The sequence below is a fragment of the Microbispora rosea genome (genome assembly GCF_044460045.1).
GTDB lineage: Bacteria > Actinomycetota > Actinomycetes > Streptosporangiales > Streptosporangiaceae > Microbispora > Microbispora rosea.
Genome location: NZ_JBITJO010000007.1, coordinates 263,042 through 281,959, shown reverse-complemented (window position 1 = coordinate 281,959; position 18,918 = coordinate 263,042). Strand labels below are relative to the sequence as shown.

Sequence of the window (18,918 nt, the reverse complement as noted above, 5' to 3'; positions counted from 1 at the left end):
CCGGAGACCATTCGCCGGCCGGGTCCGGAGGTCGAGCCGCTGGGGCAAGAGGACCGAGACATGCGAAAGGCGGCAGTCGGGGATCTCCCGGTTGCCGCCTTTCGCGTGTTTCACGACAGCTTCGTGGGCTGTTCAGGGCAGACGCTTGCGATTTTGGGCAAGGTCAAGGGCAGTGGGACCGCAGGTCCTGCCGTATCACTGCGAGATTCGGGGCCGGTCAGGCGCGGGTGGCGCGGTTGACGGCGGAGATGATGGCCTTGAGCGAGGCGCTCGTCGTGTTCGCGTCGATGCCGACGCCCCACAGGACCTGGGTGCCGTTCGGCCCGCCGACCTCGCACTCCACGTACGACGCGGCCTTGGCGTCGGCTCCCGCGCTCATCGCGTGCTCGGTGTAGTCGAGGACCCGCACCGGCACCCCGATGCTCTCCAGCGCGTCGCAGAAGGCCGAGATGGGGCCGTTGCCGACGCCCTCGATCTCCCGGATGTCGCCGTCGACCCGCACGTCGGCGCTGATCGCGTCCTTGTCGTCCACGGTCGAGGTGTGCCGGTGGGCCAGCAGGCCCAGGCGGCCCCAGGGGCTCGCGGGGTTCGGCAGGTACTCGTCGGCGAACCGCTCCCAGATCTCCGCGGCCGTGACCTCGCCGCCCTCGGCGTCCGTACGGGCCTGGATGACGCGGGAGAACTCGATCTGCAGGCGGCGCGGCAGGTCGAGCTGGTGGTCGGCCTTCATGATGTAGGCGACGCCGCCCTTGCCCGACTGGCTGTTGACGCGGATCACGGCCTCGTACGTGCGGCCGATGTCCTTGGGGTCGATCGGCAGGTACGGCACCGCCCAGGTGAACCGGTCGACCGGCACCCCCGCGGCGGCCGCGTCGTGCTCCAGGTGCTCCAGGCCCTTCTTGATCGCGTCCTGGTGGGAGCCGGAGAAGGCCGTGTAGACCAGCTCGCCGCCCCACGGGTGGCGGGGGTGCACGGGCAGCTGGTTGCAGTGCTCGACCACGCGCCGGATCTCGTCCATGTCGGAGAAGTCGATCTCCGGGTCGATGCCCTGGGAGAACAGGTTCATGCCCAGCGTGACCAGGCAGACGTTGCCGGTCCGCTCACCGTTGCCGAACAGGCAGCCCTCGATGCGGTCGGCGCCGGCCATGTAACCCAGCTCGGCGGCGGCGACGGCGGTGCCGCGGTCGTTGTGCGGGTGCAGGGACAGCACGATCGAGTCCCGGTACGCCAGGTTGCGGTGCATCCACTCGATCTGGTCGGCGTACACGTTGGGCGTGGCCATCTCGACCGTCGCCGGCAGGTTGACGATCACCTTGTGGTCGGGGGTGGGCTGCCAGACGTCGTTGACGGCGTTGCAGACCTCGACGGCGTACTCCAGCTCCGTGCCGGTGAAGGACTCGGGCGAGTACTGGAAGTAGATGTCCGTGCTCTCCATCTCGGCCGCCAGCTTCTTGCACAGCTTGGCGCCCTCGACGGCGATCGCGGTGATGCCGTCCCTGTCCTGGCCGAAGACGACCCGGCGCTGGAGGGTGGAGGTGGAGTTGTACAGGTGGACGATCGCCTGGCGGGCGCCGCGCAGCGACTCGAAGGTCCGCTCGATCAGCTCGGGCCGGGCCTGCGTCAGCACCTGGATGACCACGTCGGAGGGGATGCGTCCCTCTTCGATGATCTGACGGACGAAGTCGTAGTCGGTCTGCGACGCGGCCGGGAAGCCGACCTCGATCTCCTTGTAACCCATCCGGACCAGCAGGTCGAACATCTTCAGCTTGCGGTCGGCGTCCATCGGGTCGATCAGCGCCTGGTTGCCGTCACGCAGGTCCACCGCGCACCAGCGGGGCGCCGTGGCGATGACCTTGTCGGGCCAGGTGCGGTCGGTCAGCCGTACGGGCTCGAACGGCGTATAACGCTGGAACGGCATGGGGCTGGGCTGCTGCTCATTCATGATTGCTCCTCGTCGGGCGCACGGCGAGCCCCGGGCACGATGGTGCCATCGTCGGTTCGACAGAAAGGGGGGCGCCGTTGGATGAAACCAGGGCGGCCGACGCGCATGCCTCTCGCACCGCGGCGAGGGAGCCGGCCTCTTACAGGCCCTCGCCGCGGCGGATAAGAAGGAGTCCGCGCAGCATGCCAAGCAGACTAGCAGACCCCCTGAAGCGGATGAGACACCCGATCACATGTCGAGACGGAGCCCCAGGTTAGGGTGGCTCGTGACGAAGGAGGCCACATGAAGGACGGCGAGATCCTGCAGCGGATCAGCGAACTGGTCGACGAGGAGCACTCCCTGCGGGAGCGCCTGGTCGCGGGCGAGCTGACCTCGGAGGAGGAGCACAACAGGATCACCTCACTGGAGGAGCAGCTCGACCGTTGCTGGGACCTGCTGCGCCAGCGCCGCGCCCGGCGCGACGTGGGCGAGGACCCCGACTTCGCCTCCCCCCGTCCGGCCGACGAGGTCGAGAACTACATGCAGTGAGCCCTCACCTCCGCCGTTCCACGATGTGAAAATCAGTCGCGCCCCTGACAAGGGGTGCGGAATTCTTGTCGGCATGCAGATGAAGCGCGTCGCCCCCATCGAGAACGACGCCGCGCAGGAGGAAGACGACCCGGACGGCCCGGCGGACCACGCCGCTCTGGCCGGTCTGTACGACATCGCGCGAGCATGCGACCAGCCTGGTCCGGCGATGTCGTGGCGGCACTTCACGGCGAGCGTCCGGAGCGGGTCCGGCGGCGAGCGGGGCGAGGCGTGGGTGGCGCACGACGGCGGCCGAACCGGCAGCGGCCAGGTCGGCCGTGACGAGGTCGGCCGTGACGAGGTCGCCGGCGGCTACATCCTCCACTTCCCGCAGGACGACAACACCCACCTCGCCCTGCTCCGGCTGATGACGCGTACGGCCCGCAGGCGCGAGGGCGTCGGCGGCGCGCTGCTCGACCACGCCATCGGCCGGGCGCGTGACGAGGGCAGGCGGGTCCTCATCGCCGAGGCCGTGGCCGACGGGCCGGGCGCGGCGTTCGCCAAGGTCCGCGGCTTCTCCCCGGCCGCCACCGAGACCCGGCTGGTGCTCGACCTGCGCACGGCCGACTGGTCCGGCCTCGAACTCCTCCGGGCCCGGGCCGTACGGCACGCCACCGGCTACTCGCTCGAACGGTGGGCCGGGCCGACCCCCGACGACCTGCTCGGCGACATGGCCCGCCTGGCGGAGGGCATGAACGACGAGCCGCTGGGCGATCTCGCGATGGAGGACCAGCGGTGGACGGCCGACCGCGTGCGCGCCCGCGAGGAGATGCTCGCGCGAGCGGGCCAGCGGACCTACACGATGATCGCCCGGCATACGGCCGGCGGAGAGCCCGCGGGGTTCACCCAGCTGGTGGTGGACGCCGAGCGGCCGGAGGGATGGGGCCGCCAGTCCTCGACGACCGTCCTCGCGCCGCACCGCGGCCGGCGGCTCGGCCTCGTGCTCAAGCTGGCCAACATCACCTGGTTCCGCGCCTGCGAGCCGTCGATCGAGCGGGTGATCACGTGGAACTCCGTCGCGAACCCGCACATGCTGGCGATCAACGAGGCGATGGGCTTCGAGGTCTTCGACACCTGGCACCAGTGGCAGCTCGACATCTGACCACGACGCGGTCGCCGTCCGCCTGATCCGCGGCCGGCGCCTCCGCCCGCGCCCCCACCTCATCCGCCCTTGTCGATCGTCATTGATCTGGCGGCCGAATCCGCTGTACGAATAGCGGAGTCAACGTGATCCAGGGCGCGACCGCCGCTCTCCTCCCTCCCGCGGGAACCGGCGCAACCGGAGTGTGATGAACCGCTCGATCCGCAGCAGGGGAATCATCGTCAGGGCGCTGGCCCGGCTCGTCTCAGGAGCGATCGCCGGAGCCGCCATGAGCGCCGTCTACCAGGCCTACGGGGCCCGGCGTGATCGCCGCCGGTTCCCTCCGCCAGGCCGGATGGTCGACATCGGCGGCCGCCGGATCCACCTGTGGACCGCGGGCACCGGCTCGCCGACCGTCGTCATCGTGCCGGGACTGGGCGAGCCGGGGGTGAACTGGGCCGCCCTGTTACCCGAACTGGCGGCGGAGTCGTCGGTCGTCCTGTACGACCGTGCCGGTCTCGGGTGGAGCGACCCGTCCCCGTGGGCGGGAACGGCGCTCGGAGCCGCTCGCGACCTGCGACGCGCGCTGGACGAGGCGGGAATCGCTCCGCCGTACGTTCTGGTGGGGCATTCGGCCGGAGGGCACATCGTCCGGCTGTTCGCGGCCGAAAGCCCCGACGCCGTGGCAGCGGTCGTCCTCGTCGATTCCAGCCATCCCGAGCAGATCCGCCTGCTGCACCGGACGAGAACAGAGATTGCCCTGGAGATGCTGCGCTCGCGCCTGACCCCGCTGGGGCTCCGGCGCCTGGCCTTCGAGGCCGGATGGAGCGGCCGCGCCCGCCGCGAAGCCGCGGCCCGGCGCCTGCCGTCGGGGCTCCTCCCCACCAGGATCGCCTTCGACCTCAGCGACCGGCAACGCCGCGCGGAGCTACGCGAGGCGGCGGCCGCGATCACCGTCACCCCCGTGCAGGTCCGCCGCCGGGCGCCACACCTGGGCACGATTCCGCTCACGGTCATCTCCGCCAGTCCCGACGAACCGCGGGAAACCGACACGAAAGCGGCCGCCACACAGCGCCGCTTCTACTCCGTCTGGGTTCCGCTCCAGGCCGACCTGGTGCGGCTGTCCTCGAACGCCGAACACGTCGTCGCGGAGCACGCGGGGCACCACATCCATCGGGACCGCCCGGAACTCGTCGTCAAGGCGATACTCGGCCACGTCCGTCGAGCCCGGATCGAGACCCGGGCGCGCTGATCGACCGGCCGCCGGGCGCACCGGCCGGAGACAGTGGAGGAAGCGGTCGTGCCGTGCGCAATGCCGGGTCCGGACGGCCCCCGCCGCTCCGGCGGCGCGGAGCCTCCGGCACGGCCGAAGGCGTTCACACGTGCGATCGCTTCCTCCCCTCCAGAGTAAGCGCCCGACTCAGACGGACAACAGCCGGTGGACCTCCTCGTCCTGGAGCTCCCGTGCGGGGCCGGACCTGACCACCCGTCCGGCGTCGAGGATCACGAACCCGTCGGCCAGCCGCAGCGCGAGGTCCAGGTACTGCTCCACCAGCAGGATCGCGAGACCGCTCGCGTGCAGGCGTTCGACGGCCTCCTCGATCTCCAGGATGATCGACGGCTGGATGCCCTCGGTCGGCTCGTCCAGGATCAGCAGTTTCGGCCGGGTGACCAGGGCCCGGGCCATCGCGAGCTGCTGCTGCTGACCGCCCGACAGGAAGCCCGCCGGCCGTTTGAGCAGCGGTTTGAGCCGGGGGAAGACCTCCAGGGCCTCCTCCAGCGCCGCCCGGTCCCGGTGCGCGGACGCCTCCAGCGTGACCAGGAGATTGTCCATCACGCTGAGCTGGGGAAACGTGTCGTGCCCCTGCGGCACGTAGCCCATGCCGAGCCGTACGCGCTGGTCCGGGCGCAGCCGGGTGACGTCCCTGCCCTCGAACGTCACCCTCCCGCCGGTCGCCGGGAGCGCGCCCATGACCGTGTCGAGCAGGGTCGTCTTGCCGACCCCGTTGCGGCCCATCACGCACACGAGGCGGCCGGCGGGCACCTCAAGCGAGACGCCGAAGAGCACCCGGGCCCGGCCGTATCCCGACTCCAGTCCCTCAACGGACAGCATCCTCGGCACCCTCCCGCGCCCGTCCCAGATAGATCTCCTGCACGCGCGGGTCGGCGCGCACCTGCTCGACCGAGCCCTCCGTCAGCACCTTGCCCTCGTGCAGCACGGTGACCTGCGAGGCATAGCGGCGCAGGAAGTCCATGTCGTGCTCGACCACGACCACGGTGTGGTCGCGGGCGACCTCGGTGAGCAGCTCGCCGGTGCGCTCGCGCTCGCCGGAGGACATGCCGGCGACCGGCTCGTCGAGCAGCAGCAACCGGGGCCGCTGGACGATCAGCATGCCGATCTCCAGCCACTGCCGCTGCCCGTGGGACAGCACCCCGGCCCTGCTGCCGGCCAGCGCGGTCAGGCCGGTCGTCTCCAGCGCCGCCGTGACCTCCTCCGAGACCCCGCGCCTGCGGCGCAGCAGCGACCACAGCGGGCGCCGGAACGACGCCGCCAGGTCGAGGTTCTCCAGCACGGTGAGCTCCTCGAAGACCACGGAGGTCTGGAAGGTGCGGCCCACGCCGAGCCGGACGATCTCGTGCTCCCTGCGGCCCACGAGATCGTGCCCCTCGAACCGCACCGAGCCCCCGGTGGGCCTGGTCAGGCCCGTGATCACGTCGATGAGGGTGGTCTTCCCCGCGCCGTTCGGCCCGATCAGGAACCGCAGCTCACCCCGTCCGACGGTCAGGTCCACGCCGTCGAGTGCCCGGAAGCCGCCGAAGGCGACCTCCAGGCCCCGGATCTCCAGCAGCGTGTCGGTCACGCCCGTGCCTCCCTTCTCCGTACGACGTTGGCGGCCAGGCCCGCGATGCCCTTGGGCGCCAGCGTCATGACGAGCACGAACAGGGCGCCCTGCAGGTAGAGCCAGGCGTTCGGCAGTTCCTCGCTGAAGTACGTCCGCGCGTATCCCATGACGACCGCGCCCAGCACCGCGCCGGCCAGCGCGAACCGGCCGCCGACGGCCACCGCGACGACGAGTTCGAGCGAGGGCACGACCCCGAGCAGGGCCGGCGAGATGATGCCGACCACGGGCACGAACAGCGCCCCCGCGATGCCGGCCATGCCCGCCGAGACGGCGAAGGTCAGCGTCTTGACGGTGGCGGGGTTGTACCCGAGGAAGCGCACCCGGTCCTCGCCGTCCCTGACCGCGAGCAGCAGCCGCCCGAACCGGCTGCGGACGAGTTGCCTGGCGCCCAGGTAGAGCGCCCCGAGCACGACCGCCACCAGCAGGTAGAGGCCCCGCTGGGTCTCGTCGGCCGCCACGTCGCGGCCGAAGAAGTCGAAGAAGTTGGTCAGGCCGTTCGTGCCGCCGGTCAGCCCCTGCTGCCCGACCAGCAGGATCACCAGCGCCGCCGCCAGCGCCTGGGTGAGGATCGCGAAGTACGCCCCCCGTACGCGCTGGCGGAACACCAGCGTGCCGAGCAGCAGCGCGACCGCGACCGGCAGCACGACGACCATGGCCAGCGCGAAGATCGGGTTGCCGAACGGCTTCCACAGCGCCGGCAGCTTCTCCACCCCGCTCCAGACCATGAAGTCGGGCAGGTCCCCGCCGGCGTCGTTGAGCTTGAGATACATGCCCATCGCGTAGCCGCCGAGGCCGAAGAACACCCCCTGACCGAGCGTGAGCATGCCGCCCTGCCCCCACGCAAGGCCGATGCCCAGCGCCACGATCGCGTAGCACAGATACTTGGCCAGCAGCCCGAGGCGGAACGGCTCCAGCAGCAGCGGCGCCACCACCAGGGCGAGCACCGCCACCGCCGTGAAGGCCGCCGGGCCCTGCCACCGGCCGCTCAGCACCCGGCGCGAGACCGTGAGGGCGGTCATGAGAGCGCCCGCGATCGCACGAAGAACAGCCCCTGCGGCCGGATCTGCAGGAAGCCGATGATCGCCACGAAGACCACCACCTTGGCGAGGCTGGCGTCGCTCCAGAACTCGGCATAGGAGTTCAGCAGGCCGAGGCCGGCCGCGGCCAGCACCGCGCCGCGAAGCTGTCCCAGCCCGCCCGCGACGACCACGAGGAACGCGTCGACGATGTAGTAGGTCCCGAGCGCCGGGCCGACCGGCCCGATGAGCGTGAGGGCGACCCCCGCGACCCCGGCGAGGCCGGAGCCGATGAAGAACGTCCGCTGGTCGACCCGCCCGGTGTCGATGCCGCTCGTGGCCGCGAGCCTCCTGTTCTGCATCACCGCCCGCATGCGCCGGCCCTGCCCGGTCCTGTTCATGTACGCCCAGATCGCGAGCACCGACGCCGCGGCGAGCGCCATGATGAACAGCCGGTTGTACGGCAGGATCCCGATGCCGCCGCGCAGCCAGGCGGGCGAGGCGACCTGCACGTTGGGCGCCCCGAACAGGTCCCGGGCCAGTTGCTGGAGCATGAGGCTGACGCCCCAGGTGAGCAGCAGCGTGTCCAGCGGACGGCCGTAGAAGCGCCGGATCAGCGTGCGCTCCAGGATCAGGCCCATGACCCCGGCCACCACGAAGGCGGCCGGGAGGGCGATCAGGAAGCCCACACCCTGGAGCAGGTAGGCCGTGTAGGCCCCCGCCATGATGAACTCGCCGTGGGCCATGTTGATCACGCCCATCTGCCCGAACGTGAAGGTCAGCCCGAGAGCGATGAGCAGCAGGACCGCTCCGATCGACAGCCCGATCGGCAGCTGGTTGAGCACTCCCTCCATCGTGGCCGTCAGACCAGGCCGCCGGCCCAGGGGTACGTCCTGAGGTAGGGATCCGGCTTGATCGGCTCGCCGGAGTTCCACACCTCCTTGATCTGGCCGTCCTGCTGGACGACTCCGATGCGCGCGGTCTTGTAGACGTGCTGGTTGTCGCCGTCGATGGTGACCTTGCCCTCGGGGCGGTCGAGGGACACGCCGCCGGCGGCCTTCTTGACGGCCTCCACCTCGGTGGTTCCGGCCTTCTTCGCGGCCTCGGCCCACAGGTAGACGGCGTTGTATCCGGCCTCCATCGGGTCGGAGGTCACCTTGTCCGCGCCGTACTTCGCCTTGAACGCGGCGACGAACTTCTCGTTCGCCGGGGTGTCGGTCGTCTGGTAGTAGTTCCAGGCCACGAGGTGCCCGGCGACGTTGTCGACGCCGATGCCCTTGACCTCCTCCTCGGCCACGGACACCGACATGACCGGCATCTGGTCGGCGCTGATCCCGGTGCTCTTGAGCTGCTTGAAGAACGCGACGTTGCTGTCGCCGTTCAGGGTGTTGAAGACCGCGTCCGGCTTCGCCTCGACGATCTTGTTGACGAGCGTGCTGTACTCGGTGTGCCCGAGCGGGGTGTACTCCTCACCGAGAACCTCCATCCCGTTCGCCGCGGCGTACGCCTTGATGATTTTGTTCGCGGTTCTCGGGAAGACGTAGTCGCTGCCCACGAGGAAGAGCTTCTTCTTGCCCTTCTCCTTCAGGTAGTCGAGCCCGGGGACGATCTGCTGGTTGGTCGTCGCGCCCGTGTAGAAGATGTACGGCGAGCTTTCCAGTCCCTCGTACTGGACCGGATACCACAGCAGTGCCTTTCGTTTCTCGAAGACCGGGAGCATCGCCTTGCGGCTCGCCGACGTCCAGCCGCCGAAGACGGTCGCGACCTTGTCCTGCGCGATGAGCTTGGTGGCCTTTTCCGCGAAGGTCGGCCAGTCGGACGCGCCGTCCTCGACGACGGGCTCCAGCTTCTTGCCGAGCACGCCGCCGGCCGCGTTGATCTCGTCGATCGCGAGCAGTTCCGCGTCCCTGACCGTGACCTCGCTGATGGCCATCGTGCCGCTGAGGGAGTGCAGGATGCCGACTTTGATGGTGTCAGAACCCCCAGATGAGGCAGATGTACTATTTGTTGAGGATTGTCCGCCACATGCCGCAAGCGTCGTGGTCGCGAGAGCGAAAACCGCTCCGGCACGCCATAATGAGTTCCGCAATTGCCTCTCCCTTGCCGCTACGGCCCCCGCACCGATCCGTCTGCCGTCAAGGTGGGCGCGCGGTATTTCCCGCCGAAATCCCGATGGTTAACAACTCATTAGCGGAGGCTCACCGCCGTCCGGATACGCGTACGAAATAAGCGGGTAACGCAGGGGAAATGGCGGGTATCTATCGTCCCGCCATGCGGCTAACTCCACACGAACAGGAACGGCTCCTCATCCACGTCGCCGCGGGCGTGGCCCGCGAGCGGAAGGAGCGCGGCCTTCGCCTCAACCATCCGGAGGCGACGGCCCTCATCGCGTCCTTCCTTCTGGAAGGCGCCCGCGACGGCCGCAGCGTCGCCGACCTGATGGACGCCGGCCGCAAGGTCCTGCGGCGCGAGGACGTCATGGAGGGCGTGCCCGAGATGCTGGAGTCCGTCCAGATCGAGGCGACCTTCCCCGACGGCACCAAGCTCGTCACCGTCCACAACCCGATCGCATGACCGGCACGGGCGTGCCGGGCGAGATCGTGTGCGGCGACGGGGACGTGCCGCTGAACCCCGGCAGGGAGCGGATCACCCTGAGAGTCGTCAACACCGCCGACCGGCCGGTGCAGGTCGGGTCGCACTACCACTTCGCCGCCGCCAACCCCGGCCTGGAGTTCGACCGGGAGGCGGCCTGGGGCACCCGCCTCGACATCCCGGCGGGCACCGCGATCAGGTTCGAGCCCGGGGTGGAGCGCGACGTCACGCTGGTCCCGCTCGCGGGCGACCGCGTCGTACCCGGACTGCGCCCCGAATGGGCGGGCCCCCTCGACGGGAGGACCGATGACTAGCGTCGAACGCGCGCGCTACGCCGCGCTGTACGGCCCCACCACAGGCGACCGGGTGCGCCTGGCCGACACCGACCTGTACGTCGAGGTGACCGACGACCTGTCGATGGGGCCCGCCGGAGCGGGCGACGAGGCCGTGTTCGGCGGCGGCAAGGTCATCCGCGAGTCGATGGGGCAGGCGCGCACCACGAGGGCCGAGGGCGCGGCCGACCTGGTCGTCACCGGCGCGGTGATCATCGACCACTGGGGCGTGGTCAAGGCCGACATCGGCGTGCGGGACGGCCGGATCGCCGCCATCGGCAAGGCCGGCAACCCCGACACCATGGACGGCGTCCACCCGGACCTGGTGATCGGCCCGTCCACCGAGATCCTCGCCGCCAACGGCAAGATCGTCACGGCGGGCGCCGTCGACTCCCACGTCCACCTGATCTGCCCGCAGATCCTCGACGAGGCGCTCGCCTCCGGCGTCACCACGGTCGTCGGCGGCGGCACCGGCCCCGCCGAGGGCACGAAGGCCACGACCGTGACCGGGACCTGGTATCTCGGCCGGATGCTGGAGTCGCTGGACTCCTACCCGGTGAACGTGGCCCTGCTCGGCAAGGGCAACACGGTCAGCGAGGAGGGGCTGCTCGAACAACTGAGGGCCGGGGCGTCGGGCTTCAAGCTGCACGAGGACTGGGGCACCACCCCCGCCGCCATCGACGCCTGCCTGCGGGTCTGCGACGCCACCGGGGTGCAGGTCGCCATCCACACCGACACGCTGAACGAGGCCGGCTTCGTGGAGTCGACCCTGCGGGCCATCGGCGGACGGGCCATCCACGCCTACCACACCGAGGGCGCCGGAGGCGGCCACGCCCCGGACATCATCACGGTCGCCTCCCACGCCAACGTGCTGCCCTCGTCCACGAATCCGACCAGGCCGCACACGGTCAACACCCACCACGAGCACCTGGACATGCTCATGGTGTGCCACCATCTCAACCCCGCCATCCCGGAGGACCTGGCGTTCGCCGAGTCGCGGATCCGGCCGGCGACGATGGCGGCCGAGGACGTCCTGCACGACATGGGCGCGATCTCGATGATCGGCTCGGACTCCCAGGCCATGGGCCGGGTCGGCGAGACGATCATCCGTACGTGGCAGACGGCGCATGTGATGAAGCGGCGCCGCGGCGCGCTGCCGGGCGACGGCCCGGCCGACAACCTCCGCGCCCGCCGTTACGTCGCCAAGTACACGATCAACCCGGCGATCGCCCACGGCCTGGACGCGGAGATCGGCTCGGTGGAGCCCGGCAAGCTCGCCGACCTGGTGCTGTGGAGCCCGGCCTTCTTCGGGGTCAAGCCGGACCTCGTCGTCAAGGGCGGCGTCATCGCCTACGCGCAGATGGGCGACGCGAACGCGTCGATCCCGACGCCGCAGCCCGTGCTCCCCCGGCCGATGTTCGGCGCGGCCCCGGCCACCGCCGCCGCGACCTCGCTGCACTTCGTGGCGCCGCTCGCGCTGGACGACGGCCTGGCCGACCGCCTCGCCGTCCGCAGGCGTCTGGTCCCGGTGGCCGACGTACGCGCCCGGCGCAAGGACGCGATGCCCCTTAACGACGCCCTGCCGGACATCCGGGTGGACCCCGACACCTTCGCCGTACGCGTGGACGGCGAGCTGATCGAGCCCGCCCCGGCCGAGTCGCTGCCGATGGCGCAGCGCTACTTCCTCTTCTGACATGGGAGCGGACGCGGCGCTGCTGCTGCTGGCCGACTCCCGGCTGCCGGCGGGCGGGCACGCCCACTCGGGCGGCGTGGAGGAGGCCGTACGGCTGGGCGCGGTCACCGGCACCGGCGACCTGGCGCGGTTCCTGCGTGGCAGGCTCGCCACCGCCGGTCTGGTCGCCGCCGCCCTCGCCGCCGCCGCGTGCGAACTGGCCGCCGCGGACGACCCCGCTGACGACCCCGCTGACGACCCGGCTGACGGCGTCGAGCTGTGGCGGCAGCTGGACGCCGAGGCCGACGCCAGGGCCGCCTCGCCCGCCCAGCGGGAGGCCGCCCGCACCCAGGGACGGCTCCTGCTGCGCACGGCCCGGCGGATGTGGCCCTCGGCCGCCCTGGACACGCTCGCTCGGGCCGTGCCGGAGGGCCCGCACCACCCCGTCGCGCTCGGCGCGGCGGGGGCCTCGGCGGGCTGCACGCCCCGCCAGGCAGCGCTGGCCGCCGCCTACACCTCGGTCACCGGCCCGGCCACGGCGGCCGTGCGACTCCTCGGCCTCGACCCGGTCACCGTCCACCGCCTGCTCGCCGATCTCGCCCCCGCGCTCGACGACGCGGCCCACGCCGCCTGCGCGTCGCTCGGCGACGCGGCCCGGCAGGGGCGGTGGCGCGCGCTGCCGGGGCACAGCGCGCCCGCGCTCGACCTCCTGGCGGAGGGACACCTGACCAACCCGATGAAGCTTTTCGTCTCCTGACGTCTCCCCACCGGTCACCGCACGAGAAGGAGCAGATACCTCCATGGGCGCACACCACGACGATCTCCACGACGCGGCCGAGCCGGACGGGCGGGCGCTCCGCCTCGGCATCGGCGGGCCGGTCGGCAGCGGCAAGACCGCCCTGGTGGCGGCGCTGTGCCGCAGCCTCGGCCCCTCGATGCGGCTCGGCGTCGTGACCAACGACATCTACACCACCGAGGACGCCGACTTCCTCCGTCGCGCGGGAGTCATCGACCCGGAACGGATCCTCGCCGTGCAGACCGGCTGCTGCCCGCACACCGCCATCCGGGACGACATCGCGGCCAACCTGGACGCCGTCGAGACGCTGGAGGAGCGGTTCGGGCCGCTCGACCTCGTGATCGTCGAGAGCGGCGGCGACAACCTCACCGCCACGTTCAGCCGGGGCCTGGCCGACCGGCAGATCTTCGTGCTCGACGTGTCGGGCGGCGACAAGGTGCCGCGCAAGGGCGGGCCGGGGGTGACCTCGGCCGACCTGCTCGTCGTCAACAAGACCGACCTCGCGCCGATGGTCGGCGCCGACCTGACCGTGATGTCCCGCGACGCGGCGGCCGTACGGGACGGCAAGCCGGTGCTGTTCACGTCGATCAGGGAGGACAGGGGCGCGCACGCCGTGGCGGAGTGGGTGACGCACATGGTCGACGCCTGGCGGCACGAGCACGGCGAGCCACACCACCACCCCGTTCACGGCGCCGCCCAGCAGGCTCAGGCGTCCTGACCGGCATGACGGCGGTCACCGCGCGTGCGCTGATCAGGACGGAGGCCGCGGCCGGAGGCCGGACCCGGCTGGAGACGCTGCGGTCCGACCCTCCGCTGACGCTGCGGCAGACCGGCCCGCGGCGGGTCCACCTCGTCTCGACGGGCGCGGGACCGCTGCGCGGCGACCGCCTCGACCTCGAGGTGGACGTCGCCCCCGGCACCTCGCTGGAGGTCCGCTCGGTGGGCGCCACGCTGGTGCTGCCGGGTCTCGCGGACACCCCTTCGGTCATGGTCGTTCGGGCGCGGGTCGGCGCGGGCGCCACCCTGCACTTCTCCCCCGAGCCGACCGTCCTCGCCGCCGGATGCGCCCACCGCCTCGTCGTACGGCTCTCGCTCGCCGAGGACGCCACGATCTTCTGGCGGGAGGAGATCGTCTTCGGACGGCACGGCGAACGGCCGGGGCGCGGCCACGCGCGGTTCGACGCGACCGTGGCCGGCCGGCCCCTGCTCCGCCAGGACCTCCTGGTGGGCGAGGAGGCGGTGGACGGCAGCCCGGCCGTCTACGGGGACGCGCGGTGCGTCGGCTCGACCCTGCTCGCGGGACCCGCCTGGGCTCCGCCCGCCGTGCCGGACGTCAAGCGCGAGCGGCGGGCCGTGCTGGGGGACGGCTGGGCGGCGCTGCCGCTGGCCGGTCCGGGCGTGCAGGTGTGCGCGCTCGGCGCGGACGCGGTCCAGCTGAGGGAGCGGCTGCGGCGCGGCGAGGAGGCGGCGGGCGCCTCCCCGCCGTCGGGCCCGGACGGCTCGCACGGCACGCCAGGGGCTGAAACCGGGGGCCTCGACCCGTAGCCTGGTGATCGTGTCCGATCCCACGCAGCACCCCGGCGGTCCGCGGCGAGGCACCAGCGTGGCCGGCGTCCTGCGGGCCGCCGGCGTGTTCGTCGCGGGGTTCGCGCTGGCCGTGACCGCGCTCCTCCCATGGGCGGGCCTCACCGCCGAGTTCGGCATACTCAACACGTCGCTCACGCACGCCGTGCGCGGCGTGGACGCGGGCCCCGGCTGGTTCGTGCTGGGCGCCGGGATCACGGCGATGCTGCTCGGCGTGCTCGGCGCGACGCGAAACTGGCTGTTCACCGGGCTGGCGATCCTGCCCGGCGCGGTGGCCGCCTTCGCGCTGGCCATGTTCCTCGCCGACCCGCGCGACCTCGTGGGGCGGCTCGACTTCCAGGTCGCCGGGCTGCTGCGGGTGCACCCGACGATCCAGTACGGCTGGTTCGCCGGCCTGCTGGCCTCGGTCGCGCTGGCCGTGCTGGCCGCAACCGCGCTGCTGCGCCGCCGGTGACGGCCGTCAGTCGTAGAAGCCGAGACGCCGCAGCTGCTTGGGGTCGCGCTGCCACTCCTTGGCGATCTTCACCCGGAGATCGAGGTAGACGCGGGTGCCGAGCAGCGCCTCGATCTGCTGCCGGGCGCGGGTGCCCACGTCCTTGAGCCTCGCGCCGCCCGGGCCGATCACGATCGCCTTCTGCGAGGGCCGCTCGACGAACATGTGCGCGTACACGTCGAGGAGGTCGTCGCGGCCCTCCCGGGGGTTCATCTCCTCCACGACCACCGCGATCGAGTGGGGCAGCTCGTCGCGCACGCCCTCCAGCGCGGCCTCCCGGATCAGCTCGGCGACCAGCACCTGCTCCGGCTCGTCGGTGAGTTCCCCGCCGGCGTACAGCGGGGGCGACTCGGGCAGCCGCTTGACGAGCACGTCGGCGAGGACGTCGAGCTGCTCGCCGCCCTGCGCGGACACCGGGACGATCTCCGCGAACTCGGCCAGCGCGGACACCGCGAGAAGCTGGTGCGCGACCTGCTCGCGGGTGGCGAGGTCGCACTTGGTGACGACCGCCACCACCGGGGTCTTCTTGACGGCGGCGAGCTTGTCGACGATGAACCGGTCGCCCTTGCCGATCGGCTCGTTGGCCGGGACGCAGAACCCGATCACGTCGACCTCGGTGAGCGTGGACAGCACCAGGCTGTCCAGCCGCTCGCCCAGGAGCGTGCGGGGACGGTGGAATCCGGGGGTGTCCACGATCACCAGCTGGGCGTCCGGCCGGTGGACGATGCCGCGGATGGCCCGCCGCGTGGTCTGCGGCTTGGACGAGGTGATCGCCACCTTGGTGCCGACCAGGGCGTTCATCAGCGTGGACTTGCCGACGTTGGGCCTGCCGACGAAGCAGGCGAAGCCCGCACGGAAACCGCTCGATTCGGCGTCCACGTCAGATGTACCGGCCCTTCAGGGAGCCGTCGGGGGCGGCCAGGAACAGCGTGCCGTTGCCCATCTCCTCGACGACGGCCACGTCCTGCTCAGCCGGGTCGTCGGCCTCGGTGACGATCGCCGCGGCCTCCAGGGACTTCGCCCCGCTGGACACGGCCATGGCCACGGCCGCCTGGAGGGCCGAGAGCCGGAGCGAGGGCAGCGCCACCGTGGTCGCGGCGTACGTCCGGCCGGTCTCGTCGCGCACCGCGGCGCCCTCGGGGGTGCCGCCGCGCGCCCGCGCCGACCTGGCCAGCGTGATTATCTTGTTGTCCTCGGGGTCCAGCGTCTGTGTCACACGTCAAGCGTACCGACCTCGCGGACGAGCAGCCGTGTCAGTTCGGCCGTGCGGGCGGGGTCGGGCGGGGTCAGGCCGGCGTGCACGAGCGCGATCAGCGTGTGGCCGGAGCGGGCGACGACCAGGTGCATGCGGTAGGGGTAGCCGCCGACCCTCCCGGACAGGGCCCGGCCCACCGCGTCCGGCCCGCCGATGCCCGGCAGCGGCGTCCGCGCGGTCAAGCGGTCGTACGGCGTGCCGTCGTCGGCCGTCGCGCAGCGGGAGAGGGCGTCGCGGAGCGCGGCGAGATGCCCGGCCGCCTCGCCGCCGTCGTAGACGGCGACGCCGACCCCGGCGAGCTCGCCCGCGTGCGCGCCCTGGTAGGTGGCGGCGGTCGTGCCGCTGAGCCCCTCGCGCGGGGGCCTGCCCGCGGCCGCGTCGAACAGCAGGCGGCACGCGCGGGCGCGGGGACGGAAGGGCGGACGCCAGGGGGACCGCGCGTGGCTGAAGAACTCCTCGGGAAGGCCGTCCATCCGGCCGAGCACCGTCGGCGGACGCCTCACCTCGGCCTTGTGAGGCACCCGGACGGGGGCGTCCGCGACCCCGCCCGCGCCGCAGGCACCGGTGGCCAGGACCAGGCAGCCCGCGACGGCCGCGTGGACGATGCGCATACCCGCCTCCCCGCTTTGCCGGAGGTTGTCCTTCCCCGGACCGCGAGCGGGTAATCACATTGCGTAACCGATACGGAATCAATACGGGGCTCCCACCCTGAACGGGTGAGAGCCCCGCACCGATTACGGATCCCCCAGAGGAGGCTCCGGAGCGCCGCGAACCCCTCCCGGCGCGCCGGACTCCCCAATGAGACGCCCCGAACCCCTTCTGAGCGCCTGGGATCACAATGGCCGGTCGCGCTTGCAACTCGCTTGAAGGACGCTTGCAGCCGCGGACGGCGACGGGTCACTCGTGGTCGGCGCCGGCGGCCACGACCTCGTCGCCCGCCGCGAGCTCCTCGCGGCGCACGACGACCGTGCTGATCCGGTTGCGGCGTCCCGCCAGGTTCTCGGCCGTCAGGCGCAGGCCGCCGACCACCGCCTCCGAGCCTGCGATCGGCACCCGGCCCAGGGCGTGCGCCAGCAGGCCGCCGACCGTGTCGACGTCCTCGACCTCGATCTCGGTCTCGAACAGCTCGCCGAGCTCGTCGACCGGGAGCCGCGCGGTCACCCGCACCGCCCCGTCGTCCAGCCATTCGACCCGCGGGGCCTCCTGGTCGTACTCGTCGGCGATCTCGCCGACGATCTCCTCGATGACGTCCTCGATGGTGACGAGCCCGGCGGTGCCGCCGTACTCGTCGATGACGATGGCGAGGTGGATCTGCCGCGCCTGCATCTCGCGCAGCAGTTCGTCGATCGGCTTGCTCTCCGGCACGTACGTCGCGGGGCGCATGAGCTCGTCCACCCGCACGTCGCCGTCGCCGGTGTCCTGGATCCGGCGGACGATGTCCTTGAGGTAGGCGATGCCCACCACGTCGTCCTCGTTCTCCCCCGCCACCGGGATGCGGGAGAACCCGCTGCGCAGGGCCAGCGAGAGCGCCTGGTGCAGCGTCTTGCCGCGCTCGATGAAGACCATGTCGGTGCGCGGCACCATCACCTCGCGCACCAGCGTGTCGCCGAGCTCGAAGACCGAGTGGATCATCTCCCGCTCGTCGGGCTCGATGACCCTGCGCTGCTCGGCCAGGTCCACGAGGTCGCGCAGCTCGGCCTCGGAGGTGAACGGGCCCTCGCGGAAGCCCTTGCCGGGAGTGAGCGCGTTGCCGAGCAGGATCAGCAGCTCGGGGAGCGGTCCGAAGATCCTCGTCAGGCCGTACACGATGGGCGCGCTCGCCAGCGCCACCGGCTCGGCGTGCTGCCGACCGAGCGTCCGCGGCATGACCCCGACGATGACGTAGCTCACCAGGATCATCACCACGGCCGCCACGGTGTACGCCTGCCCGCGGTCGCCGAGCCAGTCGATGAACAGCAGCGTCGTGATCACCGTCGCGACGAGCTCACAGCTCAGGCGCAGCAGAAGCACCAGGTTGAGGTAGCGCGGCGGGTCGGCGACGATCGCCTGCAGCCGCACCGCGCCACGCCGGCCCTCCTTGACGAACTCCTCAGCGCGCACCCTGGAGATGCGGGTCAGCGCCGTCTCCGCGCTCGCCAGCAGACCACCTGCGACGATCAGGAAGACGGCGGAGAGCAGCCAGCCGTCGTTCACGGCTTACGCCGCACCTCCCGCCAGGCGCCGAGCAGCTCGTCCTGCAGCCCGAACATCTCGGCGTGCTCCTCGGGCTCGGCGTGGTCGTAGCCGAGCAGGTGCAGGATGCCGTGCGTGCACAGCAGCTCGAGCTCGTCCTGCGCGCTGTGCCCGGCCTCGGCGGCCTGCTTGGCCGCCACCGGGGGGCACAGCACCACGTCGCCGAGCAGCGCCGGGTCGGGAGCGTCGTCCTCGTCCCGGCCGCCGGAGTTGGGCCGCAGCTCGTCCATGGGGAAGGCCAGCACGTCGGTCGGGCCCGGCTCCCCCATCCACTGCTCGTGCAGCTCGGCCATCGCCGCCTCGTCGATCACCAGGATCGACAGCTCGGCCAGCGGGTTGATCCCCATCCGGCCGAGGACGTGCCCGGCCAGCTCGACCAGCGCCGACTCGTCGACCTCGACGCCGGACTCGTTGGCCACCTCGATGCTCACGGGGTCTCCTCACCCGTCATGG

General features: G+C 71.7%; 21 protein-coding genes. 10 read left to right on the top strand and 11 right to left on the bottom strand.

Annotated features, from left to right (window positions below):
• Positions 1-217: 217 nt before the first annotated feature.
• The gene (gene leuA / locus ACIBK1_RS28760) at positions 218-1,942 is read right to left on the bottom strand and encodes a 2-isopropylmalate synthase (RefSeq protein ID WP_030506277.1); all 1,725 of its coding nucleotides are present in this window, start codon (positions 1,940-1,942) and stop codon (positions 218-220) included.
• A 282-nt stretch (positions 1,943-2,224) separates the two neighbouring features.
• Between leuA and ACIBK1_RS28755 the strand changes: the two genes are divergently transcribed.
• The 3 genes from ACIBK1_RS28755 to ACIBK1_RS28745 all read left to right on the top strand — a co-directional run bounded on the left by ACIBK1_RS28755 (position 2,225) and on the right by ACIBK1_RS28745 (position 4,842).
• Positions 2,225-2,470, top strand: coding sequence for a DUF2630 family protein (locus ACIBK1_RS28755; RefSeq protein WP_030506278.1), 246 nt, complete (start codon positions 2,225-2,227; stop codon positions 2,468-2,470).
• A gap of 73 nt (positions 2,471-2,543) precedes the next feature.
• On the top strand, positions 2,544-3,611 hold the full coding sequence (locus ACIBK1_RS28750; RefSeq protein ID WP_396738831.1) for a GNAT family N-acetyltransferase: 1,068 nt from the start codon (positions 2,544-2,546) through the stop codon (positions 3,609-3,611).
• Between the two features lie 187 nt (positions 3,612-3,798).
• Positions 3,799-4,842, top strand: coding sequence for an alpha/beta fold hydrolase (locus tag ACIBK1_RS28745; RefSeq protein WP_036405281.1), 1,044 nt, complete (start codon positions 3,799-3,801; stop codon positions 4,840-4,842).
• A 168-nt stretch (positions 4,843-5,010) separates the two neighbouring features.
• On the opposite strand, the gene urtE is transcribed toward ACIBK1_RS28745, so the two are convergent.
• Genes urtE through urtA form a run of 5 tightly spaced genes read right to left on the bottom strand, consistent with a single transcriptional unit; the run spans position 5,011 to position 9,598 of the window.
• The gene (gene urtE, locus ACIBK1_RS28740) at positions 5,011-5,703 is read right to left on the bottom strand and encodes an urea ABC transporter ATP-binding subunit UrtE (protein ID WP_030506280.1); all 693 of its coding nucleotides are present in this window, start codon (positions 5,701-5,703) and stop codon (positions 5,011-5,013) included.
• Positions 5,690-6,451 (bottom strand): urea ABC transporter ATP-binding protein UrtD, encoded by a 762-nt coding sequence (urtD, locus tag ACIBK1_RS28735; protein WP_030506281.1) that lies wholly within the window; start codon positions 6,449-6,451, stop codon positions 5,690-5,692. Before urtD ends, urtE begins: the two co-directional genes overlap by 14 nt.
• Complete coding sequence (gene urtC / locus ACIBK1_RS28730) at positions 6,448-7,512, bottom strand: urea ABC transporter permease subunit UrtC (protein WP_396738828.1); 1,065 nt, start codon at positions 7,510-7,512, stop codon at positions 6,448-6,450. Before urtC ends, urtD begins: the two co-directional genes overlap by 4 nt.
• Entirely contained in the window at positions 7,509-8,363 is an 855-nt protein-coding gene (urtB, locus tag ACIBK1_RS28725; RefSeq protein WP_030506283.1) for an urea ABC transporter permease subunit UrtB, read from the bottom strand. The genes urtC and urtB overlap by 4 nt, the downstream gene beginning before the upstream one ends.
• Positions 8,364-8,371: 8 nt before the next feature.
• Complete coding sequence (urtA, locus tag ACIBK1_RS28720; RefSeq protein WP_396738826.1) at positions 8,372-9,598, bottom strand: urea ABC transporter substrate-binding protein; 1,227 nt, start codon at positions 9,596-9,598, stop codon at positions 8,372-8,374.
• Positions 9,599-9,780: 182 nt separating this feature from the next.
• Here urtA and ACIBK1_RS28715 point away from each other — a divergent pair, with 182 nt between their 5' ends.
• Genes ACIBK1_RS28715 through ACIBK1_RS28685 form a run of 7 tightly spaced genes read left to right on the top strand, consistent with a single transcriptional unit; the run spans position 9,781 to position 14,939 of the window.
• Positions 9,781-10,083 (top strand): urease subunit gamma, encoded by a 303-nt coding sequence (locus ACIBK1_RS28715; protein ID WP_030506285.1) that lies wholly within the window; start codon positions 9,781-9,783, stop codon positions 10,081-10,083.
• Entirely contained in the window at positions 10,080-10,415 is a 336-nt protein-coding gene (locus ACIBK1_RS28710; protein WP_030506286.1) for an urease subunit beta, read from the top strand. The genes ACIBK1_RS28715 and ACIBK1_RS28710 overlap by 4 nt, the downstream gene beginning before the upstream one ends.
• The gene (locus tag ACIBK1_RS28705; RefSeq protein ID WP_030506287.1) at positions 10,408-12,126 is read left to right on the top strand and encodes an urease subunit alpha; all 1,719 of its coding nucleotides are present in this window, start codon (positions 10,408-10,410) and stop codon (positions 12,124-12,126) included. Before ACIBK1_RS28710 ends, ACIBK1_RS28705 begins: the two co-directional genes overlap by 8 nt.
• A gap of 1 nt (position 12,127) precedes the next feature.
• A complete protein-coding gene (locus ACIBK1_RS28700; protein WP_396738824.1) occupies positions 12,128-12,862 on the top strand; it encodes an urease accessory protein UreF in 735 nt (244 codons plus the stop codon).
• A 43-nt stretch (positions 12,863-12,905) separates the two neighbouring features.
• The gene (gene ureG, locus ACIBK1_RS28695) at positions 12,906-13,619 is read left to right on the top strand and encodes an urease accessory protein UreG (RefSeq protein WP_051761330.1); all 714 of its coding nucleotides are present in this window, start codon (positions 12,906-12,908) and stop codon (positions 13,617-13,619) included.
• Positions 13,620-13,624: 5 nt separating this feature from the next.
• Positions 13,625-14,446, top strand: coding sequence for an urease accessory protein UreD (locus tag ACIBK1_RS28690; protein WP_396738822.1), 822 nt, complete (start codon positions 13,625-13,627; stop codon positions 14,444-14,446).
• Between the two features lie 10 nt (positions 14,447-14,456).
• A complete protein-coding gene (locus ACIBK1_RS28685; RefSeq protein WP_156080770.1) occupies positions 14,457-14,939 on the top strand; it encodes a hypothetical protein in 483 nt (160 codons plus the stop codon).
• 6 nt (positions 14,940-14,945) lie between these two features.
• Here the strand turns inward: ACIBK1_RS28685 and era are convergent, their stop codons facing one another.
• From era to ybeY, 5 genes are all read right to left on the bottom strand, one after another.
• Entirely contained in the window at positions 14,946-15,857 is a 912-nt protein-coding gene (era, locus tag ACIBK1_RS28680) for a GTPase Era (protein ID WP_030506292.1), read from the bottom strand.
• Position 15,858: 1 nt separating this feature from the next.
• Positions 15,859-16,194 carry a cytidine/deoxycytidylate deaminase family protein gene (locus ACIBK1_RS28675; protein ID WP_076437838.1) on the bottom strand — a complete coding sequence of 112 codons (336 nt, stop codon included), beginning with the start codon at positions 16,192-16,194 and terminating at the stop codon, positions 15,859-15,861.
• Positions 16,191-16,844, bottom strand: coding sequence for a hypothetical protein (locus ACIBK1_RS28670; RefSeq protein WP_396738820.1), 654 nt, complete (start codon positions 16,842-16,844; stop codon positions 16,191-16,193). The genes ACIBK1_RS28675 and ACIBK1_RS28670 overlap by 4 nt, the downstream gene beginning before the upstream one ends.
• Before the next feature lie 286 nt (positions 16,845-17,130).
• Positions 17,131-18,426 carry a hemolysin family protein gene (locus ACIBK1_RS28665; protein WP_396738818.1) on the bottom strand — a complete coding sequence of 432 codons (1,296 nt, stop codon included), beginning with the start codon at positions 18,424-18,426 and terminating at the stop codon, positions 17,131-17,133.
• Positions 18,423-18,896, bottom strand: coding sequence for an rRNA maturation RNase YbeY (ybeY, locus tag ACIBK1_RS28660; RefSeq protein ID WP_030506296.1), 474 nt, complete (start codon positions 18,894-18,896; stop codon positions 18,423-18,425). Before ybeY ends, ACIBK1_RS28665 begins: the two co-directional genes overlap by 4 nt.
• Positions 18,897-18,918: the final 22 nt, after the last annotated feature.